Below are 18,754 nucleotides of genomic sequence, written 5' to 3' on the forward strand. Positions count from 1 at the left end.
AGAAAAATATAGGGAGCCTCTGAATAACTCCGTGATGCCTCTGGCATGCAGAGCGGTTCACAATCAAGGCGCGGCTTAGCAGGAATGTCTAGACCTTTCAATAAGTCGCAACGCGGAGTGTGAATCGCTTTGCAAGCCCCGAAGGGCGGGCCTTGAAGGCCGCATCTGCTGCGTTGCAGCTCTTGCAAAGGGCTACGGCCATTCGCGGCGAGCTGCGCCTAACATCTGCAGACTTCAAGACCCGCAGAGGTATTACGGAGTTATTCAGAGGCTCCATAGATATGATTGATTGGAGGGTGAGGTAATAGGTGACGGAGATCAGGCGTGGGAAATAGGTGCATGTTATTGATATTTGCATAGATTCCAGCCAAACAAGTAGGAATAATTAGCGGCTCAGAACTTCCTGGACAGACTGTTTTTATACGTGCAGATTACTCTTTTTACTCTGTGGTATTGTGCTCGCGCCTTGTGTATAAGGCGAAAATATACGATAGGGCTAATAAACTAAAATGCCGCCGGATATCGCAAAGGATATTGGCGGCATGGCATTGCAAGTTATTCAGGGGCTGCTTGGGTTTACTCCTACTGTGTGACCTGGGCAAAGTTGGCGCTGCCGATTTGGATCGTGAAAGAGGAATGACCTTCACCAGATTGTGATATCTCCTTGTAATGCCCTTCGCCGATTTGTAGGAGTGTGATGGAATTATTCAGGCCACTTTGTGAGATCATTGCTTCATTGGAATTACCAATTTGGGCAACATCTGTTCTGAGAATAACGCCATCCTGTTGTAGGCTGACGGTATTAGCTGTTCCGACTTGTGCAACCAGCAAGTGTACATCAAGTCCTAATTGATCAGTATCCACGGCATTTTGGCTTCCGAGCTGAGCAATCTCACCACTACTTATCAGTGTATTTTGGTCGGCCTCAACACTATTTCCTGAACCGCCTTGGGTAATAATTAGGGAGCCATCTTCAGATAGATTCTGGTTAGTAGTTGCTGTATTTAAGGTTCCTAGCTGGGCAATAAATACACTATTAGAGTTACTAATAGTCTGGGTAGTTTCAGCGGAGTTCTGAGTGCCAGTTTGTAATACTTCTGCACTATCAGAATTGGCATCCAGCTGAGAAATCTTCGCATAGTTATTACCTCCAATTTGGGTAATAGACCCTTGAGCGGTGTCGCTGTCAATTTGGTCAATACGGCCTGTATTTAATGATCCGACCTGAAGCAGAGTTCCAGTGCTACCAGACCTTAGCAGTTGCAGAATATTCCCCGTATTTGATACTCCAAATTGTTGAAGTGTGCCACTAGCAGAACTTATATTCTCCTGGTAAATTTCCGCAGAGTTTTGTTCTCCCAATTGAGTGGTGAGTGATGAGATTGAAGAGGTCACAACCTGTTGGGAGGTAGCGGTATTCGATACGCCGATTTGATTGACGATGATCGATCCGTCTGATGAGCTTCCCTGGCCAGCATTAGCGCTGTTACTATCCCCTGTCTGAGAAGTGTTGATATGCCCATTACTGGTATTTTCCTGGGCAGTCTCACTGTCATTGGCGACACCGATCTGGCTTTGCACGATGGTGCTTTCACTGGTTCCATCAATTTGGAGGGCATCCTCGCTGTTGTTGACTCCAAATTGAGTTTGTACTATTAAGCTGTTGTTAACATCAGAGTCTGCATTATTGGCTGTCGCGGTATTGCCTATGCCAGTTTGGTTTTGGATTACAAAATTGTTTTCGGCAAAAACCACACTGCTGATTGCCAACGCAAGTGAGCTAAAGATAAGTGGTGAGATTTTCATAAGTTACTCCTTTAAACTAAAAATCCCTAAATCATTGTCCGTTCAGTTACTGCTTCCTCCTTGTAAATCGAATTGACCACTGATATCCACTTGAGGCTCTGCCGATGAACGATACTGCATACAGAGCCTAATCCTGTGAGTTTTGGATATAACTATTGCTGCACACTGGCAAAGTTGGCATTACCAATTTGTAACGTAAATGAAGTTTGGTTTACATACACTTTGTGAAATTTCTTCAGAATGACAGCAGCCAATCTGGATTAATATCATCAAATTTCTCAGATCCGTATGGGTATTGTCTGCCTCATGGTACTGCCATTTTGTGTTACAGCGGTGCTCAGAAAGGCCCTACCTTGCTGTGAAGTAACAAAATTATTCTCGGCGATAGCAGCACTGCTGATGGTCAGCGCCAGGGAATCGGTAAGGAAGGAAGAGATTTTCATAAGATACTCCTTGACTACAAAATCTCTATGACAGCATATGGTGATGTTGAGGCGATGTGCTCATTAACTTTTGCATATTGAGTAGGTTAAGATGCCCAAAGGGCACCTTAACGAAAGTCTCTATCAGTCTACTGTATAAATGTAGCGCTATTGCCGTCTCCAAGTTGGGTAACACTGATAGCATCATTAAAGCCAGTTTGCGTAACCGATATGTAGTTACTGCTACCGTCTTGAGATAATGTTGCAGTGTTTTGCATGCCGCTCTGGGCCAACTCAATCAAATTCAAGTTACCTGCCTGCAGCATGGTTGCTGTCTCCATATCTCCATCCTGTGTTGAGATAATTTCGTTCTCATCACCTTCCTGGGTGATATCCAGTGAGCCACTGAATGCTGATTGGCTAGCTGAAACCATATTCATATTTCCAATTTGTTCAACAGAGGATGTATCCGATGAACCGCTTTGTGTGACAGTAGCATCGTTTTGTGTACCGTCCTGGGAAATAATATTGGAGCTATTGTCAGTCGACGCCTGTAAGGCTGTAGCCATATTGGATGAGCCTGACTGATAAACTTCAATGTTGTCACTGGCTCCTGATTGTGTTGCCAAAGCCATATTATTGTCATCACTTTGGCTAATATAAATGTTACTTTCAAAAGCACTACTTTGTGTGGCAACCGCTGATTGATTATCACCATATTGATAGATGGATAATGTATTGTCTGCCGTATCAAAACTAGTAGCACTGGCAAAATTGGAGTCTCCGGACTGTACTACGATAGCACTATCGGAACTTGAGGTGTTTCTGTTAATTGAGGCATTGTTGAAATCACCAACCTGACTTATCAAGTCCGAATTGGTAAAGGAGTTAAGGTGAGATATCCCAGCAGCATTTTGTTGCCCGAATTGAATTGTGGTAGCGCTGTTACCAGAGCTTGCTGTGTTTTGCAATGTAGTTGAAATATTTAAGTCACCGGATTGGGTAATGACTACAACATTGCTGGAACTCGTGTCCTGAGTACTAGTAGCCAGGTTTTGATCGCCATACTGGCTGATTGAAATAGAATCAGAATCTGAGGAGGTTTGTTCAGAGCTGGCAAAGTTAGTGTCACCATTCTGGAGGATTTCACTGTTACCGTTTGAAGCGGTTTCCTGACTGGTTAAAACGATATTGTTATCCCCGACCTGGAGTGCTGATGCCGTAGTGCTGGTTGTGGCATCTTGTGTCGAGGTGACACTATTATTATCCCCCTGCTGTGTTTGATAAATGGCGCCGCTGACATTGCCATTAGTTTGACTGGCATCAGCGTCGTTGTTATCACCAATTTGTGTTTGCACAATAAGGTTATCAAATACGGTCGGATCACTTTGATCTGCTGTCGCGTTATTATCTGTACCCATCTGGTTCTGGATGACAGTATTTTCCGCATAGGAAATCCCACTGATTATAAGGGATAAGGCCGTGGCTATAAGGGAATAGGTCTTCATTGGATAACTCCTTTACCAATTTGGACTTTGGGTGGTAAGCATATACTCTGCCTTTAACATCCATATAAAGGCATAGTACTTTCCGTGTTTCTACGAAAAAATATGTGCGGTCAATAATGATTGGAAATATTAAGTGGAGGCTAATACATAAAAAATATCACTCTACTACACGATGATATGGTTTAAAGCCATAGGTTGGGTTGTTAGCCACTTGATTTATAGCGTCAGCTCAATCAAAGGCTACTTTAATTTTTGTCGATGAATTGGTATGTGGCTATGAGAATTTAGTTTGGCAAAGTTAGGAATAAAGTCGAGTTTGCGCCCTGATGATCACGTCAGCTCACCGGTCAGCACAGCTATCGAGACAACCTTGAAAAGGCTAAATTATTGCTGCTAGTTCGTGCTATTGTCACCACCTATTTGTAGTATGTCGGCACTGCTACTAACCCCAGTTTGGATCATGTGTATAAATTTATTGTTAACAACTGGAGAGAATTTGACAGTATTTTGTCTTCTACTCTGGGTTGGACTGAGCCCATTAAGGTTACCTATTTGGTGAGCGTAGAGATGAGTCTCTTCTCCACTCTGAGTGACGTTTACACTATTAATATATCCCTCCTTGAGTAGTTGCAGTTCGCTACTTGTGCCGCCTAAATTCACTGTTCCAATATTACTACTGCCGAGTTAATTAATAATGACCTCATTATTAGCTGTAAAGAAAAAACTAATATCGATAGTGTGCCTGGCCCCAGCTTGTATAATCTCTACTTTGTCATTATCATTATCATTATCACTGTGAGTTAGAAAAACTGGTTGTCCGCACCAACTTACTTGATATAGTCTATTGTAGAGTTTGTCGCGCTAATAAATACATAGTTTTGATTGATATCACCGCTTTGGACAGAAATTGTATTATTATTAGAGCCACTGTTTAAATCTATTATTGTTGGTTTGTTATTAAGTTCTATCTGATGAACTTGCATTTCTCCATTGATAATATTATCTTGTGAACTGGTGTCTGAATTTTCTGTCCTTTTTTAATAGACAGAAATAGAAGCATTTTCAGAGTCGGTTTGAACACTTTAGGCGTTATTTTGATGGCCTAACTGGATATAGTTAAGATCGCTGTTCGTAATGGAGTCTTGTAGTGAACTTCCCTGGTTGCTATCGTCAATCTGGTAGTGAATACTAGTAATATCGCTTTGGTCAGTAGTGGCACTGTTAGCGCTACCCTGCTGATACAGTGATGTACTATTTGCTTCAGCCAAAGAATTTGTGGCAACAAATAAAGATAGAGCGACGTAAATACCAGCCTTGGTGTACATGATAACTCCTTTTTATGACCGAACATTAAGTAACAGTTTCCCGGAGTTAGTACTTCTATCATGAGTAAATTTTATATAAACAACCTAAGTTTTTCATAATTAAGCTGCATACATTAGCTGGCGAATAAAATCGTACTTTCCAAAGTTGGATCAGAGTATGGTGTTTAGGGTTAAATGCTAGTAATCATCAGAAAGTAATTGCGCCAGCTTAAGTTTCTGTATTTAATCATTGCTATCGATATAGCTGCACTAGTTTCTTCAAAAGAATGACGTAGTTTTTTATACATTCGGACGTCAATTATTTTGGGCAATTTTTCTTATGGTGGAAGCTATTATTGCATCCAAACTTAGGGGACTCAGTATCTCTGTGCTGAGATGTATTCTTTATTCTGAACTGATAGGAGTTGGATGTGAAAATTAAGCAGTCTGTAGATAAGGTGGCACTATTAGCGATAATGGCTTTATCGGCGTCTTCATATTCATCAATTGCCTTGGCTGAAGTGGCTTGTGGCGATGTGATTACAACTGCAGAAGTGCTCACTGAGGACTTATCTTGTGATCTAACAACCGATGAACCTGATGCACTTACTATTGTCGGCCCAAGTGGCAGCTTAAATATGGGCGACTATTCCCTGACCTGTACTACAGGAGGAGACCTAGGTGGTGCAGGAATTCGAATGGAAGGTAATGGCGCCACCCTCACTGGAGGCGTTATTGATGGCTGTTTTGATGGAATTTTCTTAGAGGGAGAGGGGTATCACAAAGTACTTGGTACCGAAGTTGTTAATAGCGTTAATGATGGAATAGATATAGATAGTATTTACAATACTATAAATGACTGTGTTATTACTGATAGTGGTAGAGTCGGAGTCGATATGGATGATGACTACAATACTTTTTCTGGCTGTACCGTAACAGGTAGTGTTGCCGATGGAATCCAGGTGGATGATAGTTTTTCACGAGTTTTTAACAACACTTCAAGCAGAAATGGAGGGGCTGGTATTCTAATAGAAGGATCGTCAAATAATGTGATATCACAGAACACAACTACTGATAATGGCAACGGTGATAGCCAAGATGGTGGTATAGTTCTTATTTTTACTAATTCCAACTTCAATATTATTTCTGCGAACTCTTCTTTTGATAATGATCCTTTTGATCTGAGGGATACAGTTGACCCTGATTGCAGTGGTACTAATATTTGGGTAAACAATGAATATCTCACTAAAGATCCAGATTGTTTGGATTAACAAGTTTTTATTAGACAATTTCTTTTCCATGGCCTGTTAAATTTGGTGGTAACGTTTTGTGGAATTTTATAGCCCGATTTAATTAATTTTTTATAAAATTTATCAATCAGTAATCTATTAGGGGCTCGTATGTGAAATATATGAGCTTCCTTTATATAGCATAATATAAATATATTTATATCTATTGTAGTGAAATGTGGTAGGGGTTTAATTAAAATAAAAATATCTCCAAGGTGAGTATCTTGTAAAGGGCTCTCAGGCGTGTATTTTTCACATTAAATGTTATTGTATGAATTCAATAATATTTGCATCTAAATGTTGATATGTTTCCATGTATAAGATTTTGATGTGGAAGATTAGTTGAGTATTTTAAATATTAGGCATTAATAGGATGTTGAGTTGGACAGCAGGTATGCGGTTAGTAAGCATGATCTAAATGTTAAATATATATTCCTAAGTTCACCACTTAAAATACGATGGATGTCTGATGGCGTATATGTAGCCAGGTATTTGAAATTTTCAAGAGGGGACTTTTTTTGGAGAGTACTATGTGAGTGCAGCGATGCTGTAGTGTTTCGGTAATTTGGGGGGGGCGCAAACAAACCGAAGAGTGTGAGTAAGTGTGGGTGTAATTTTAAATTGCCTCTTTTTGTGGTATTACCACGATATTCAATGTGCTGATGGTTGGTTCTATAAGAAATAGTAGTTTTGGGGATGCACTGAGGCGATAGATATGATAACAAAACAGAATAATATATATTCAATAATTGTATCTGTTCAGTGAATCCCCAATTTATGATCACTAAATATTTTTCTATGAAATTAAAGTGAGCTTGAGGCCAGGCATATTATTGCATTATGTTTCCGCTATTGTTGTCTCCAAACTGTGTCACGGTAGTTGAGGCAGATGGGTTCACCTGCATGGCCTGTAGAAAATTATTATTTCCACTTTGTGAGAGTGTGGCCCAGCTACTCATACCTGTCTGGTTAAGATCAATTTCGTTGAGTGTACCATTTTGGTCTGTATCGGCAGAAATTAAGTCACCATCCTGAAAAATAGTGAGCACATTTTGTGTACCTGTTTGCGTACTTAGAAGACTATTTGATGATCCAGTTTGGCTAGCCAAGGCCATATTTTGCTCGCCATTTTGAGAAAGGGTTAATAGTGCTGAATCACTCATAATTTGGAAAGCAATTGCATCATTGGCAATGCCTATCTGATTGACCTCTACTGTACCATTGCTACTAAAGAAGTGGCCTGAACCCCCGATAATATTTTGATCACCTATTTGAGTGATAGAGCCGATTACATTATTACTCGAGCTTATCGATACACCGCCGAAATTGTCATTTCCTATTTGTTGGATAAATGTCTGGCTCAGCGTGCTATCAATTTGGCTGGAGCTTCCTTGGTTTGCATTACCATCCTGAATGGAAAAGGTACTACCAAAACTACTACTCGAGTTACTGGCTCCGCTAAGGTTGTCAACGCCACTTTGAATAACAGTACTTGTCATAAAGTCAGAGCTGTTAAATTGGGAAATTCCCCCATTATTAAGTGATCCAGTTTGTAAAACTATGGAGGTGGTATTGTCTGTGTTTAGGCTTGCAGATGCGGAACTAAGATTTTCAGATCCATCCTGGCTAATAAATATGGAGTTGTTATTTGAATTATTGAAATGAGAAGCCGAAGATTGATTGTCAGTACCAACCTGAATAATATTTGTGCTGTTTGAGCTGGAGTTAAAATTTACAGTCGAAGTGAAATTGATTTCACCGGTTTGGGATACGAAGTTGGTGTTATTAGAGTCACCAAGCATACTGGATGTAACTTCGTTAGTATTACCCACTTGTAAGGTTGTCAGCGTTGTGCCTGTACTATCCTCCTGGCTCGCGTTGGCTAAGTTTCCATCTCCAATCTGGGTCTGAATAATCACGCCATCACTACTATTAATGATTTGTTCCGCCTCGGCTGTATTATTATCCCCATTCTGGGTTTGTACAATCAAATTGTTGGTAACGGTGGGGTCGCTTTGGTCTCCCGTAGCCATATTGTTATTGCCGGTTTGGTTTACAATATATGTATTACTAGCTTGGACTGTAGCGCTGATACTAATTGCTAAAATACATGGGATTGCTGGAATAAGCAAAGGCATTCTCATTGATAAATCCTCGACCTCTTTACTGTAGTCATTTCCCTAAAACAAAAGTTTATACGGGCTTATTACATATTTAAATTGAGTAGGTATAAGCTTAAATGAATACCATTAATGTCCATTTCTATCTGGAGCTGATAGCGGGTTGTCGCTATAGAGATCAATATTTGCTTGGGGAAACTTCAGAACCACCAGAAGAAATTTTCCGAAACTGACTAATCGGCATTAATACTTAGCTATGCCTGTTATTGATCAAAGCTGAACACGCTTAAGATATCACCAAATATGGACTACAAGTTGTGCGATTACTAAATGCATGCTTACTGTCTAATTATCCTTTAAACCTCCTAGAGTCTATTAATGATGGATAGAGGTAATCTATCTTACCTATATATGACTACTGCCTTTGGGTTGTCTGAGCAAGTTGAAAGCTTGGTAAAAGAATTGATGGAACATGAGTCTTTTCAATGAGAGATAAGTGTGTAACTGCTAGTAATAAAGTTTACTTCCAGTGAGCTAGGCCAACTGATCTTTTTTGCACTATAATTATTTTTTTTAGAATGGGCTATAATTTATCTAGTTTTGAATGATTTCAAATCTAGATAAAGGTTGCAGTCTTAGCTTATGAATGCTTTAGGCTAATCCAATTGCCTTGATTTATCCAGGAGAATTGTCCGGGGATAAACTTACATCCTATTTTTTAACAAAAAAAATGATACCAAACGGAAGTATTTGATATCATCAACTACAAATAAAGAAATGCACGTCTTAAGCGGAATAAATGATATGAGAATTTCTCCTAATGCATGTCCTTTATGGATGGTCATGTATTCTGCTACTTTGTGTACTTTGAGTTAATAGTGGGTGAGCTACTGCATGATATTACCACTATTATTGTCTCCGAATTGTGTTACAGTAGTTGAAGCTGAAATGTTCGATTGCATAGCCTGTAGAAAATTATTGTTACCACTTTGTGAGAGTGTGGCAACACTACTCATACCGGTCTGATCAAGGTCAATTTCATTAAGTGTGCCACTCTGATTGGTATCGGCAGAAATTGAGTCGCCATTCTGAATGATGGAAAGTGTATTTTGTGTTCCTGTTTGAGCACCAAGAAGGACGTTAGATACACCAGTTTGCCCTGCCAGGGCCATATTTTGTTCACCATTTTGAGAAAGAGTTAATACTCCCAAGTCGCTCATAATTTGGAAGGCAATTGCTTCATTCGCGGTACCTATTTGAGCGACCTCTACAGTACCATTGCTACTGGAGGAGTGGCCTGAGCCACCAACTATGTTTTGGTCGCCTATTTGTATGATGGAAGCGCTAACATTGTTGCTAGATCCTATCGATATACTACCTAAGTTATCAGTACCTGTTTGCTGGATAAATGTATGGCTCTGTGTGCTATCAATTTGGCTTGAACTTCCTAAATTTAAACTTCCCACTTGATTAGAAAAGGTACTGCCGAAGCTACTATTTAAATTACTGGCTCCCCCTAGATTATCATCGCCACTTTGAATGACCGTACTCGTCATAAATTGAGAGCCACTAACTTGCCCAACTCCCCCATTGTTCAGCGATCCATCCTGTAAGATGACAATACTGTTGTTCTCCGCATCGAAACTTGCGCCTGGAGAACTCGTATTTTGAGATCCGCTTTGGTTTACAAATATTGAATTGTTACTTGAATTGAAGGCATGAGCAGTAAAAGTTTCATTGTCTGTTCCTATCTGTATAACATTGGTAATATTAGACATGGAATTAAAATTATTGGTAGAGGTGAAATTCAATTCACCACTTTGAAAAATGAAATTGGTGCTCGCGGTATCATTTTGCATAAAGGAATCAACTTCGTTATTGTTACCTGTCTGTATGACTGAGTAGATTGTATTGGTGCTATTTTCCTGGCTTGCTGTGGCTAAGTTTCCATCTCCAATTTGAGTCTGACTGATCACTGCATTATTGCTATTTATGATTTGTTCTGCCTCAGCTGTATTATTATCACCATTTTGGGTTTGCACAATTAGGTTGTTGGCAACGGTGGGATCACTTTGATCCCCCATGGCAGTGTTATTGTTACCATTTTGATTGACTATGTAGGTGTTGCTCGCTTGTGCTAGCTGTATCACAGCAAGGGTGGATAATCCGGCAATTGTGGCTTTGAATTTCATTGTTGAATTCCTTTTCAAGTCAGGTTCTGGTTGAGATTTGGTTTAGTAAGTGACTTAGGTGTGAGTATCATCGTTGAGGCTGCTTACTTTACAGATTTCAGTACGTTTTCATTGGCAATGAAAGTTTGAAGTGCCAGAGTGCAGCCATTACAGTTGAGTCCGGTTACTAACAATTGTAGTGATGTAATCATTTCCCATGCTTAATTGAAGCTCCTCCTATGTAGAATTTATGATTTGAACGGAAATTAATAAGCCCTATGAAGCTGCCTTCGTTGAGGGCCTATTATAGTATTGTCAATGTCACTGCTATCGAATATGGGAGTAAAGCACTGAAATTCTGGGAAGAAAATATTGAAAATGCAGATGTTAATAGTGAAAGGTGTATCCGTATAAATTTTGGATATCTTGATTCTGGGCCGTGATAAGTTTTGCAAGCAATATGTATCAATGAAGAAGGTTGTATTTATCTTCTAGATGTAAAGGCTGTCAAGAGAATTTATAGAGTAGAAGTATGAGTTGTTGTGTTAATGATCTGCTCCTGTTAATGCCCTTGATGAATTTCTAGCTTGCAGAAGTATAGATATTTCGAGAGAGTGGGCTAATCGCTGGATCAGCCCAAAATCTAATTTTACTGCAAAATAGTGCTGCTATTATTGTCACCGGTTTGTGAAACTGTAGCAATTGATGAAGTGTTCAGTTGCATCGAATCCAGCAAGTTACTATTGCCATTCTGGGAGAAAAAAGCGTCGTTATCCTGTCCCATTTGTATTGAGTTAATCGTGTTTAACATACCATCTTGATTTATATCGGCTATCAATAAATCGCCGTCCTGATCTAAATCTATTGTATTTTGATTGCCAGTTTGCTCTGCATCCACAGTATTGGTTGATCCTGTCTGGAAACTAGAGATAAAATTTTGGTCTCCAATCTGGTGGAGATTTACATCACTGTCGTTACTAAAAAAATGAAAACCGGTTGCCTCATTGCTAGCGCCAAGCTGAACTAGCATGGCGGAATCATTGACGCTATTAACTTGCACAAAACTTCCAGTGTTTTGATTGCCCATCTGAGTTATATTAATAAAGCCATTGGTGGTTGCGTCCTGAATAAGTGCACCAACAATATTATCATTGCCTATTTGATTACTAATACCTTGGCTAAGTGTGCTATCGGTATGCACTGGGGAGGATAAATTGGCGTTGCCAGACTGAATCATTGTCACGCTACCAGAAGTACTTCCTCCACTAAAGATATTTCCAAGATTATCGTCACCAGTTTGAATGATTGTGCTACTCATAAATTGTGATGAGTCTGTCTGTGAGGCGCCGACTGAATTGAAGTTACCTGTTTGCTGAATAGCTATAGATGTATTTGCTGCACTATTAAAACTGGCTACGCTGGCCGAATTTTGAATGCCGTTTTGGGTCACTGTAATGCTATTATTTGCTCCTCCTGAATTTTGGACGACCGAGCTGAAATTATCGGTTCCTTGCTGAAATACAATGCTGGTATTAAAGCTTGAAGTGTTATTGATTATATTAGTGGAATTTAATATCCCAAACTGTGAGATAATATTGCCATTAAAGTTGTCATTAATTTGGCTTGTGACAACTTCGTTGTTGTCCCCTACCTGCGTGGCGTTAACAGTACCATTGGTACTATTATCTTGAGTACTGAGTGTATTGTTTAAGTTACCTTGCTGACTATGAATAATGACCCCATTAGCATTGCTGTTGATTTGTTCTGCTTCAGCGGTATTATTGTCTCCAATTTGAGTCTGGGAAATTAAATTGTTGCTGATTGTTGGATCGCTCTGGTCGCCAATGGCGGTATTGCCTGCACCAACCTGATTAACGATATATGTATTGTTGGCATAGGCGCTAATACAAATGCTGAAGAGGGTTGGGATTAATAGTATATTCTTCATGATAATTCCATATTTAGATCGATTTAGGTTGCTATCAAGTAGCCGTGTAAAAAGTATGCCTACTTGAATAACTACTGCAGATATGTCGCACTGTTGTTATCTCCCAGCTGGGTGACACTAATGGTATCGCTAAAACCGGTCTGCGTTACCATTAGGAAATTGCTATTGCCATCCTGGGACAATGTAGCAATATCTGAAGATCCACTCTGAGTCAGGTCTATTTCGTTGAGATTGCCGCTCTGGTTAAGAGTGGCTGAAATACTGTCTCCGTCTTGGAGGGAATTAATCAAGTTGTCCTCGCCATCTTGTGAGGCGTAAAGGTCGGCATTGAAGTTGGTTTGCTCCGCATTTATAGTGTTTAATTCACTCATTTGAATTATCTCAGCCGAGTGGTTGGAGCCAGTCTGTGTCAATTCCACATCATTGCCATTACCAATTTGGCTGATGGAGTAGTTATTATCAGATACCGATTGCAGGCTAACAAAAATGTCATTGCTATCACCTTGTTGTAGGTTGGAGCCGACACTGTTATTAGCATTGTCATCTGAGGAGCTAAAGGAATTGTCATTTCCATATTGCTCAACTGTAGTAAATTGATCAGAACTTTGTCCTCGTACGGTAAACCCTGAATTGAAATTGCCGATCTGTGTTAATTGGACAGAAGTGTTTGAGCTGCCATCATCATCTACCCCTCCGCCGGTATTATCGTCACCCATTTGAAAAACACTGATACTGCTATTGAAGCTATCCGTTTGACCCGATGTGCCGACGTTTCTGTCGCCAATAGAAACTACGTTCAGAAATGCTTCATCCATATTGGTCTGTCCCGATGAACCAATATTATCGGTGCCAATCATGGTAAATTGCATCGAGCTATTGGTAGAGTCTCTTTGCAGTGAACTGCCAACACTACTTGTACCGCTAATAGTGTAAATCATTGAAGTATTGGAAGTATTTTCCTGTAAGGAACTACCTATATTGTCAGTTCCCATAATGGTAAAACTCATTAAGGTACTCGTTGTATTTTCCTGAATAGAGCCACTACCATTATTTGTACCCATAAGGGTATTTATCATAGTTGTACTAGTAGTGCCTTCCTGCCTTGAGCCGCCAAAATTATCGGTACCGATAAATGTCTCTTGCATTACACTATTGCTGGTTGATATTTGGTCCGTTCCCGTTCCGTTATTGTCTCCTATTAAAGTAATTACTGCTGAAGAATTACTGCTTGCGTCTTGTTCACTATTCGCAAAATTGTTGTTTCCCTGTTGTATTTGAATAATAGTTCCATTGCTGTTGGCATTGAATTGTGTTGCTTCAGCATCGTTATTGTCGCCAATCTGAGTCTGCGTGATTAAACTATCAGTGGCACCAGTTTGGTCTCCCATGGCCATATTTCCGGTTCCCTCTTGATTGACAATATAAGTATTGTCACCGTATGCAATACCGGAAATGGCTAACGCTAAGGCAGTGATTGCAAAGATTGATGTTTTCATAAATGATTCCTTTCATTTAATGAGCTATGGATGGTGTTAAGAGTGATAAATCTCTTGGTTCTATATCGGTAATTAACGAATAAAACTTCTGTAGTTCATTTAGGCTTTAATGAGCGCTAGGTAAGAAGTTTAAAGGCCATAAATGGTAAGAGAAGTAGTGAGAATGCTTGCTTGCACTGATCCCAAGCCATTTTTTGGCATTAATGCTTGGAGATGCCGAGGCTATATTCATTTTTGCTTCGATTGATATGAAATATTTATTCCAAATTTTTCACCTGTATTGGGTGATTTTACTATTCATTTAATTTGCTCCTGTTTGGTTTGTTGGTCGGTCAAAATGTAGTGAAGTGATAAATGACCCCTACTTACGGTATCGCTTTTAGTATTATTAATAAATAAGATAATTGGTATGAGATAAAAGCACTGAAATGCTAGTAAAAAAGTCTGATTTACATAGTACTTTCATTGCGGAGTAATATTGATGTTTGGTAGTGGATAGAATATGGATGGTAACTAGGAGCCCATATATAAGTATATGGGCTTCCATTAACTAGTGGTCCATGCGGTTAATTGTGTAACTAATAACTTTATAGCTGTAAAAATTAGACATCAGTAATACGCATAAAGAAAGAAAATATATTTTCTTAAGTTACATTACTTTCCGCATGGACCACTAGTTACTGTGTAAAAGTGGCACTATTATTGTCACCCAACTGGGTAACGCTAATACTATCGCTAAAGCCGGTTTGGGTCACCATTAGGAAGTTATTGTTACCATCTTGAGATAGGGTGGCAGCGTCCTGTTGTCCGCTTTGCATAAGGTCTATTTCATTGAGGGTACCCACTTGGTTGAGCGATGCCATTTCGCTATCGCCATCTTGTAAAGAGGTGATCAGGTTTTGTTCACCATCCTGATAGGCGTAGAGGTCTGCCTCGAATCCTGTTTGATCGGCGTCGATCATATTCATAGTGTCGTTCTGAATTATATCTGCACTATGTGATGAGCCGGACTGAAATAAGAAAGATTCGTTACTCTCACCTGTCTGGGAAACACTTGAAATACTGTCAAATGCGAGATCTGCATTAGTGAAAGCATTATTGTTGTCACCCTGTTGAATAATGGTTGAGTTCAGATTGGCAGAGTCCGAGATCAGTATAAATGCATCATTTTGATCACCAGACTGCAATATATAATTGGTAATATCGCTGCCAGTATTTGTAGTGGCGGCGGCAGAGTTACCGTCCCCATACTGCTCCATGAGATCTATCTGGTTAAAGCTGGGAGTATGGTTAAATCCTAGGTTATTTGAATTGCCAGACTGTATAGCGGATATGCTGTTATTCGAGCTATCAATATCGTTGCCGGAAAATATATTAAAGTCTCCAGTTTGCTGAATGACTATGGTCGTGTTGAAGCTGTCAGTCTGGTTTGTGGATGCGACGTTGTTATCACCATTCATTTCGGCATTGAATGATACTGAATCGGAGTTTGTTTGACCTGATCCGAATATATTATTATTCCCATTAACGGTGAATATCATTACGCCATTAGAAGTTGATATTTGCCCCGAGCCTCCGAGGTTGTCATTGCCTGTAACGGTATATTCCTGCGTCGTATTACTTGTATCCTGTTGGGTGGGGGAAACGTCATTCATATCGCCAATCAGGGTAATTACTAAGGTAGTGTCAGTGGTCCCATCCTGAAGTGCGATAGAACCGTTAGAGTCACCCTCCTGATACTGAGTAATTACACCATTGGTGTTGCCGTTGGATTGTGTTGCATCTGCATTGTTATTGTCACCAATCTGAGTCTGTTCGATCAGGTTATTAAATATAGTGGGGTCGCTTTGGTCCCCTGAGGCTGTATTTCCTGTACCATCCTGATAGAGGATATACTCATTGTCGTCAGCATGAACGAGTCCACTAATGGCAAGGGAAAGAGCGGTAACAGCTATAGGTAAAATCTTCACAAGTAACTCCTTTACTTCAATTCGTTGTGGCGCTTTGATGACGTCCACAGTACTTCCTGTACAACACAGGTGAAATCCATATCCAATCTCGGTGTAAACGAACGGAGACTACATTCCGCCTCTACCGTCCGCTGGGCATTGGGGGGTGATTTGATCGGCCCTAAATGGTGAGAGAAGTAGTGAGACTGCTTACTTGCACTGGCTCCAAGCCATTGTCATTGGCATTAGTACTTGGATATGCCGGGGCTAAGATCATTGGCGGCTTTCTAAAAAAGACTCAATGATTCCAAATTCTGGTGGGCATAAGTGCTCACCGTTTGTCATAGATATTTCTCCTCTGTAATCCGTTTGATTGGGCTCTCCAAAAGTCGAAATCCAGCTCGTTTCAGATATTGGAGCCTTGGAAAAAGTATTGACAATGAGACTCCTCAGGGGAATGAGATAAAAGCACTGAGATACTGGGACTAAAGTCGGAAAATATCTGATATTTTCAGTGTGTTAGGATGTGGCTGCTGGGAGGAGAGTTGGATGATAGATTCTGGGAGATAGCTGTCTGAACATACAAGTTCCTAGAGATTGGCACATGGCTTTACTGCAGAGAAATCGCGGTATTATTACCAAATTAAGTAGTGGTGATGCTATCGTTAATTCCTGCCTGCGTGGGCATTATTTAATTGTTGTTGCCGTTAAATTGTGTTGCTTCAACGTTATTATTGTCACCAATCTGAGCTTGATTTATTAAGTTGTTAGTGGTTGTTTGTTCAATTTGATCTTCAGTAGCAGTGTTGCCAGTTCTTACTTGGTTGATGAGTAAGCACTGTTCGCCTGGGTCTGATGGCCATGATTGATCGAGAGAATGGTAATGGCAAAAGATAGCACCTTCATGGGCAAACCCTGTCAGCCTTTGAGTTTTGGTTTATAAGAATTGGAGTAGAGGGCCCCGCTCAAGCCTGTCGATCAATCCTGATTAATCATAGGCTGATAGCTTCCAATACTTCTGCTACCGGATACTGCTTTTGGACTGATTCGATCTGCTAAACATGGAATGAGGATTAGTGAGACTGCGGACTTACACTGACATCAAGCCATTGTTGTTGGCATTAATGCTTGTCTATGCCTGAGCTGGGACCTAATCAGAGTATTGCGGAAGAAAGTAATTCTGGATATAGGAGAAAAGCACCGAGATTCTAGTAATAAAGTTTATGAGGACCCCCTTGGTACTAGGCTGTTACTTGGTGTTGCCTGATAATTTGCGCTGCAGTTGGTCCTTCATTGGTCCAAGCTTATATATCCATTGCATAACTTGCAAAGTGTGAAGTTTGGCATTTATGGCAGCCTCAAAGACCCCGCTATCGCGATCACAGATTATTGGCTTAACGGCATTGTCGTTGGCAGTCTTTTTGGTGGCCAATGATTTTACGGCCTTCTCCGTCGCTATCCCTGCAATGGAAAAACACTTTAACGCAGATATCTCCACTCTTCAGTGGGTGATTAACGGTTATGCATTGGTGTTCGGGATTTTTATAGTTACTGGCGGGCGCTTGGCGGATATGTTTGGTCGGCGCCGGCTATTTTTTGTTGGAACCTCAATCTTCGTCTTTTTCTCAGTTTTGGGTGGTCTGGCCGTCAATGAATGGATGCTGCTGGGAAGCCGGGCATTAATGGGTGTTGGTGGTGCTCTGATGTGGCCCGCTGTGCTCGGCATGACCTATCAGATCATGCCTGATGACCGCGCCGGTCAGGCAGGCGGTTTGATAATGACGGTGTGTGGCTTTGCGAACTCTGTAGGGCCACTGTTGGGTGGTTTCTTTACAGATTTTCTTAGCTGGCGCTGGATTTTTTTTATTAACTTACCCATCGCTTTGGCGGCAATGTTGGTGGGCTGGAAAGTAATTGAGGATGATAAGCCCGATGAGAGCAATGAAAAGGTTGACTATTGGGGGATGGCCTCATTATCAATTAGCCTTTTGGCTTTAATGTTATCTCTGGATTTTGTTATCGATGTAGGATTTAGAAGTCCTTTAGTGATTGGACTTTTAGTAACATCGGTGATTTTCTTTTTGGTATTTGCCTGGGTTGAGCCTCATACTCGCTCTGACCCACTTATTCCCCCGGATGTAGCTACTAATTGGCGCTTTTTTTCTATCTGTCTGGTGACTTTGCTTCTATCGGTCACTTTTGTATCTATGTTGCTTTATATTCCTCAATTTTTAATTAAGGAGTTGAGCTATTCTGCAGTTTGGTCTGGTGCGGGTTTATTGCCGGTGATGATTACCTATGCGGTAGTCTCATATATAGCAGGGTGGTTATATGAATTTTTGGGGGCTCGCCTAATTTTAGCGGGAGCGGCACTCTTTTTAGGTTTGGGAATGTTTTTACTTTCTGGCCTAGTGGTTCGCGATCACTATCTGCACTTGGTACCGGGAATGCTCACTCTCGGTATAGGATTAGGCTTATATTTTCCTACGATAACGACTACTGCGGTTACGGTATTGGGGCCTGCCAGGGCAAGCTTGGCGGCGGCCTTAATTTATATGTTCCAAATTATCGGCGGTGCTATTGGTCTGGCGATGAATACAACGGTTGTTGCGATGGCTCCGGAATTATCTGAGGGTATTGATCGGGCATTTACTGTTAATGCGTGTTTGGCTGCTGCAGCACTGATTGTAAGTTTGCTGTTTGTGAAAGGGGATGTTTCCCAGAAAGAAAAAATCTGAGCA

General features: G+C 40.6%; 12 protein-coding genes. 3 read left to right on the forward strand and 9 right to left on the reverse strand.

Annotated elements, in window-relative coordinates; all coding sequences use genetic code 11:
- Positions 1-582 precede the first annotated feature (582 nt).
- From ACJJI5_RS05510 to ACJJI5_RS05525, 4 genes are all read right to left on the reverse strand, one after another.
- Entirely contained in the window at positions 583-1,806 is a 1,224-nt protein-coding gene (locus ACJJI5_RS05510; RefSeq protein WP_445355747.1) for a hypothetical protein, read from the reverse strand.
- Positions 1,807-2,084: 278 nt separating this feature from the next.
- Positions 2,085-2,249 (reverse strand): hypothetical protein, encoded by a 165-nt coding sequence (locus ACJJI5_RS05515; RefSeq protein WP_282931392.1) that lies wholly within the window; start codon positions 2,247-2,249, stop codon positions 2,085-2,087.
- Positions 2,250-2,377: 128 nt separating this feature from the next.
- The gene (locus ACJJI5_RS05520; RefSeq protein ID WP_445355748.1) at positions 2,378-3,736 is read right to left on the reverse strand and encodes a hypothetical protein; all 1,359 of its coding nucleotides are present in this window, start codon (positions 3,734-3,736) and stop codon (positions 2,378-2,380) included.
- Positions 3,737-4,818: 1,082 nt separating this feature from the next.
- On the reverse strand, positions 4,819-5,061 hold the full coding sequence (locus tag ACJJI5_RS05525; protein ID WP_445355749.1) for a hypothetical protein: 243 nt from the start codon (positions 5,059-5,061) through the stop codon (positions 4,819-4,821).
- 410 nt (positions 5,062-5,471) lie between these two features.
- On the opposite strand from ACJJI5_RS05525, the gene ACJJI5_RS05530 reads away from it, so the two are divergent.
- On the forward strand, positions 5,472-6,311 hold the full coding sequence (locus ACJJI5_RS05530) for a right-handed parallel beta-helix repeat-containing protein (protein ID WP_444934084.1): 840 nt from the start codon (positions 5,472-5,474) through the stop codon (positions 6,309-6,311).
- A gap of 848 nt (positions 6,312-7,159) precedes the next feature.
- Here ACJJI5_RS05530 and ACJJI5_RS05535 read toward each other — a convergent pair.
- The 5 genes from ACJJI5_RS05535 to ACJJI5_RS05555 form a co-directional block, all read right to left on the reverse strand.
- Complete coding sequence (locus ACJJI5_RS05535) at positions 7,160-8,473, reverse strand: autotransporter outer membrane beta-barrel domain-containing protein (RefSeq protein WP_445355750.1); 1,314 nt, start codon at positions 8,471-8,473, stop codon at positions 7,160-7,162.
- 863 nt (positions 8,474-9,336) lie between these two features.
- Positions 9,337-10,641, reverse strand: a complete 1,305-nt coding sequence (locus ACJJI5_RS05540) for an autotransporter outer membrane beta-barrel domain-containing protein (RefSeq protein WP_444896189.1) — start codon at positions 10,639-10,641, stop codon at positions 9,337-9,339.
- A 628-nt stretch (positions 10,642-11,269) separates the two neighbouring features.
- Complete coding sequence (locus tag ACJJI5_RS05545; RefSeq protein WP_444896190.1) at positions 11,270-12,568, reverse strand: hypothetical protein; 1,299 nt, start codon at positions 12,566-12,568, stop codon at positions 11,270-11,272.
- 71 nt (positions 12,569-12,639) lie between these two features.
- Positions 12,640-14,064, reverse strand: a complete 1,425-nt coding sequence (locus tag ACJJI5_RS05550) for a hypothetical protein (protein WP_445355751.1) — start codon at positions 14,062-14,064, stop codon at positions 12,640-12,642.
- Positions 14,065-14,741: 677 nt separating this feature from the next.
- Positions 14,742-16,034 carry a hypothetical protein gene (locus tag ACJJI5_RS05555; protein WP_445355752.1) on the reverse strand — a complete coding sequence of 431 codons (1,293 nt, stop codon included), beginning with the start codon at positions 16,032-16,034 and terminating at the stop codon, positions 14,742-14,744.
- Positions 16,035-16,617: 583 nt separating this feature from the next.
- Here ACJJI5_RS05555 and ACJJI5_RS05560 point away from each other — a divergent pair.
- Both ACJJI5_RS05560 and ACJJI5_RS05565 read left to right on the forward strand, forming a co-directional pair.
- A complete protein-coding gene (locus ACJJI5_RS05560; protein ID WP_444915623.1) occupies positions 16,618-16,776 on the forward strand; it encodes a hypothetical protein in 159 nt (52 codons plus the stop codon).
- 586 nt (positions 16,777-17,362) lie between these two features.
- Entirely contained in the window at positions 17,363-18,751 is a 1,389-nt protein-coding gene (locus ACJJI5_RS05565; RefSeq protein ID WP_444934079.1) for an MFS transporter, read from the forward strand.
- Positions 18,752-18,754 lie beyond the last annotated feature (3 nt).

The sequence above is a fragment of the Microbulbifer maximicatervae (SeqCode) genome (genome assembly GCF_052467955.1).

What these genes read in the sequence shown, in the direction of transcription:
- ACJJI5_RS05540 (WP_444896189.1), bottom strand. Translation starts at nt 10,641, where the DNA reads ATGAAATTCAAAGCCACAATTGCCGGATTATCCACCCTTGCTGTGATA.
- ACJJI5_RS05525 (WP_445355749.1), bottom strand. Translation starts at nt 5,061, where the DNA reads ATGTACACCAAGGCTGGTATTTACGTCGCTCTATCTTTATTTGTTGCC.
- ACJJI5_RS05560 (WP_444915623.1), top strand. Translation starts at nt 16,618, where the DNA reads ATGGCTTTACTGCAGAGAAATCGCGGTATTATTACCAAATTAAGTAGT.
- ACJJI5_RS05520 (WP_445355748.1), bottom strand. Translation starts at nt 3,736, where the DNA reads ATGAAGACCTATTCCCTTATAGCCACGGCCTTATCCCTTATAATCAGT.
- ACJJI5_RS05545 (WP_444896190.1), bottom strand. Translation starts at nt 12,568, where the DNA reads ATGAAGAATATACTATTAATCCCAACCCTCTTCAGCATTTGTATTAGC.
- ACJJI5_RS05535 (WP_445355750.1), bottom strand. Translation starts at nt 8,473, where the DNA reads ATGAGAATGCCTTTGCTTATTCCAGCAATCCCATGTATTTTAGCAATT.
- ACJJI5_RS05565 (WP_444934079.1), top strand. Translation starts at nt 17,363, where the DNA reads ATGGCAGCCTCAAAGACCCCGCTATCGCGATCACAGATTATTGGCTTA.
- ACJJI5_RS05515 (WP_282931392.1), bottom strand. Translation starts at nt 2,249, where the DNA reads ATGAAAATCTCTTCCTTCCTTACCGATTCCCTGGCGCTGACCATCAGC.
- ACJJI5_RS05550 (WP_445355751.1), bottom strand. Translation starts at nt 14,064, where the DNA reads ATGAAAACATCAATCTTTGCAATCACTGCCTTAGCGTTAGCCATTTCC.
- ACJJI5_RS05510 (WP_445355747.1), bottom strand. Translation starts at nt 1,806, where the DNA reads ATGAAAATCTCACCACTTATCTTTAGCTCACTTGCGTTGGCAATCAGC.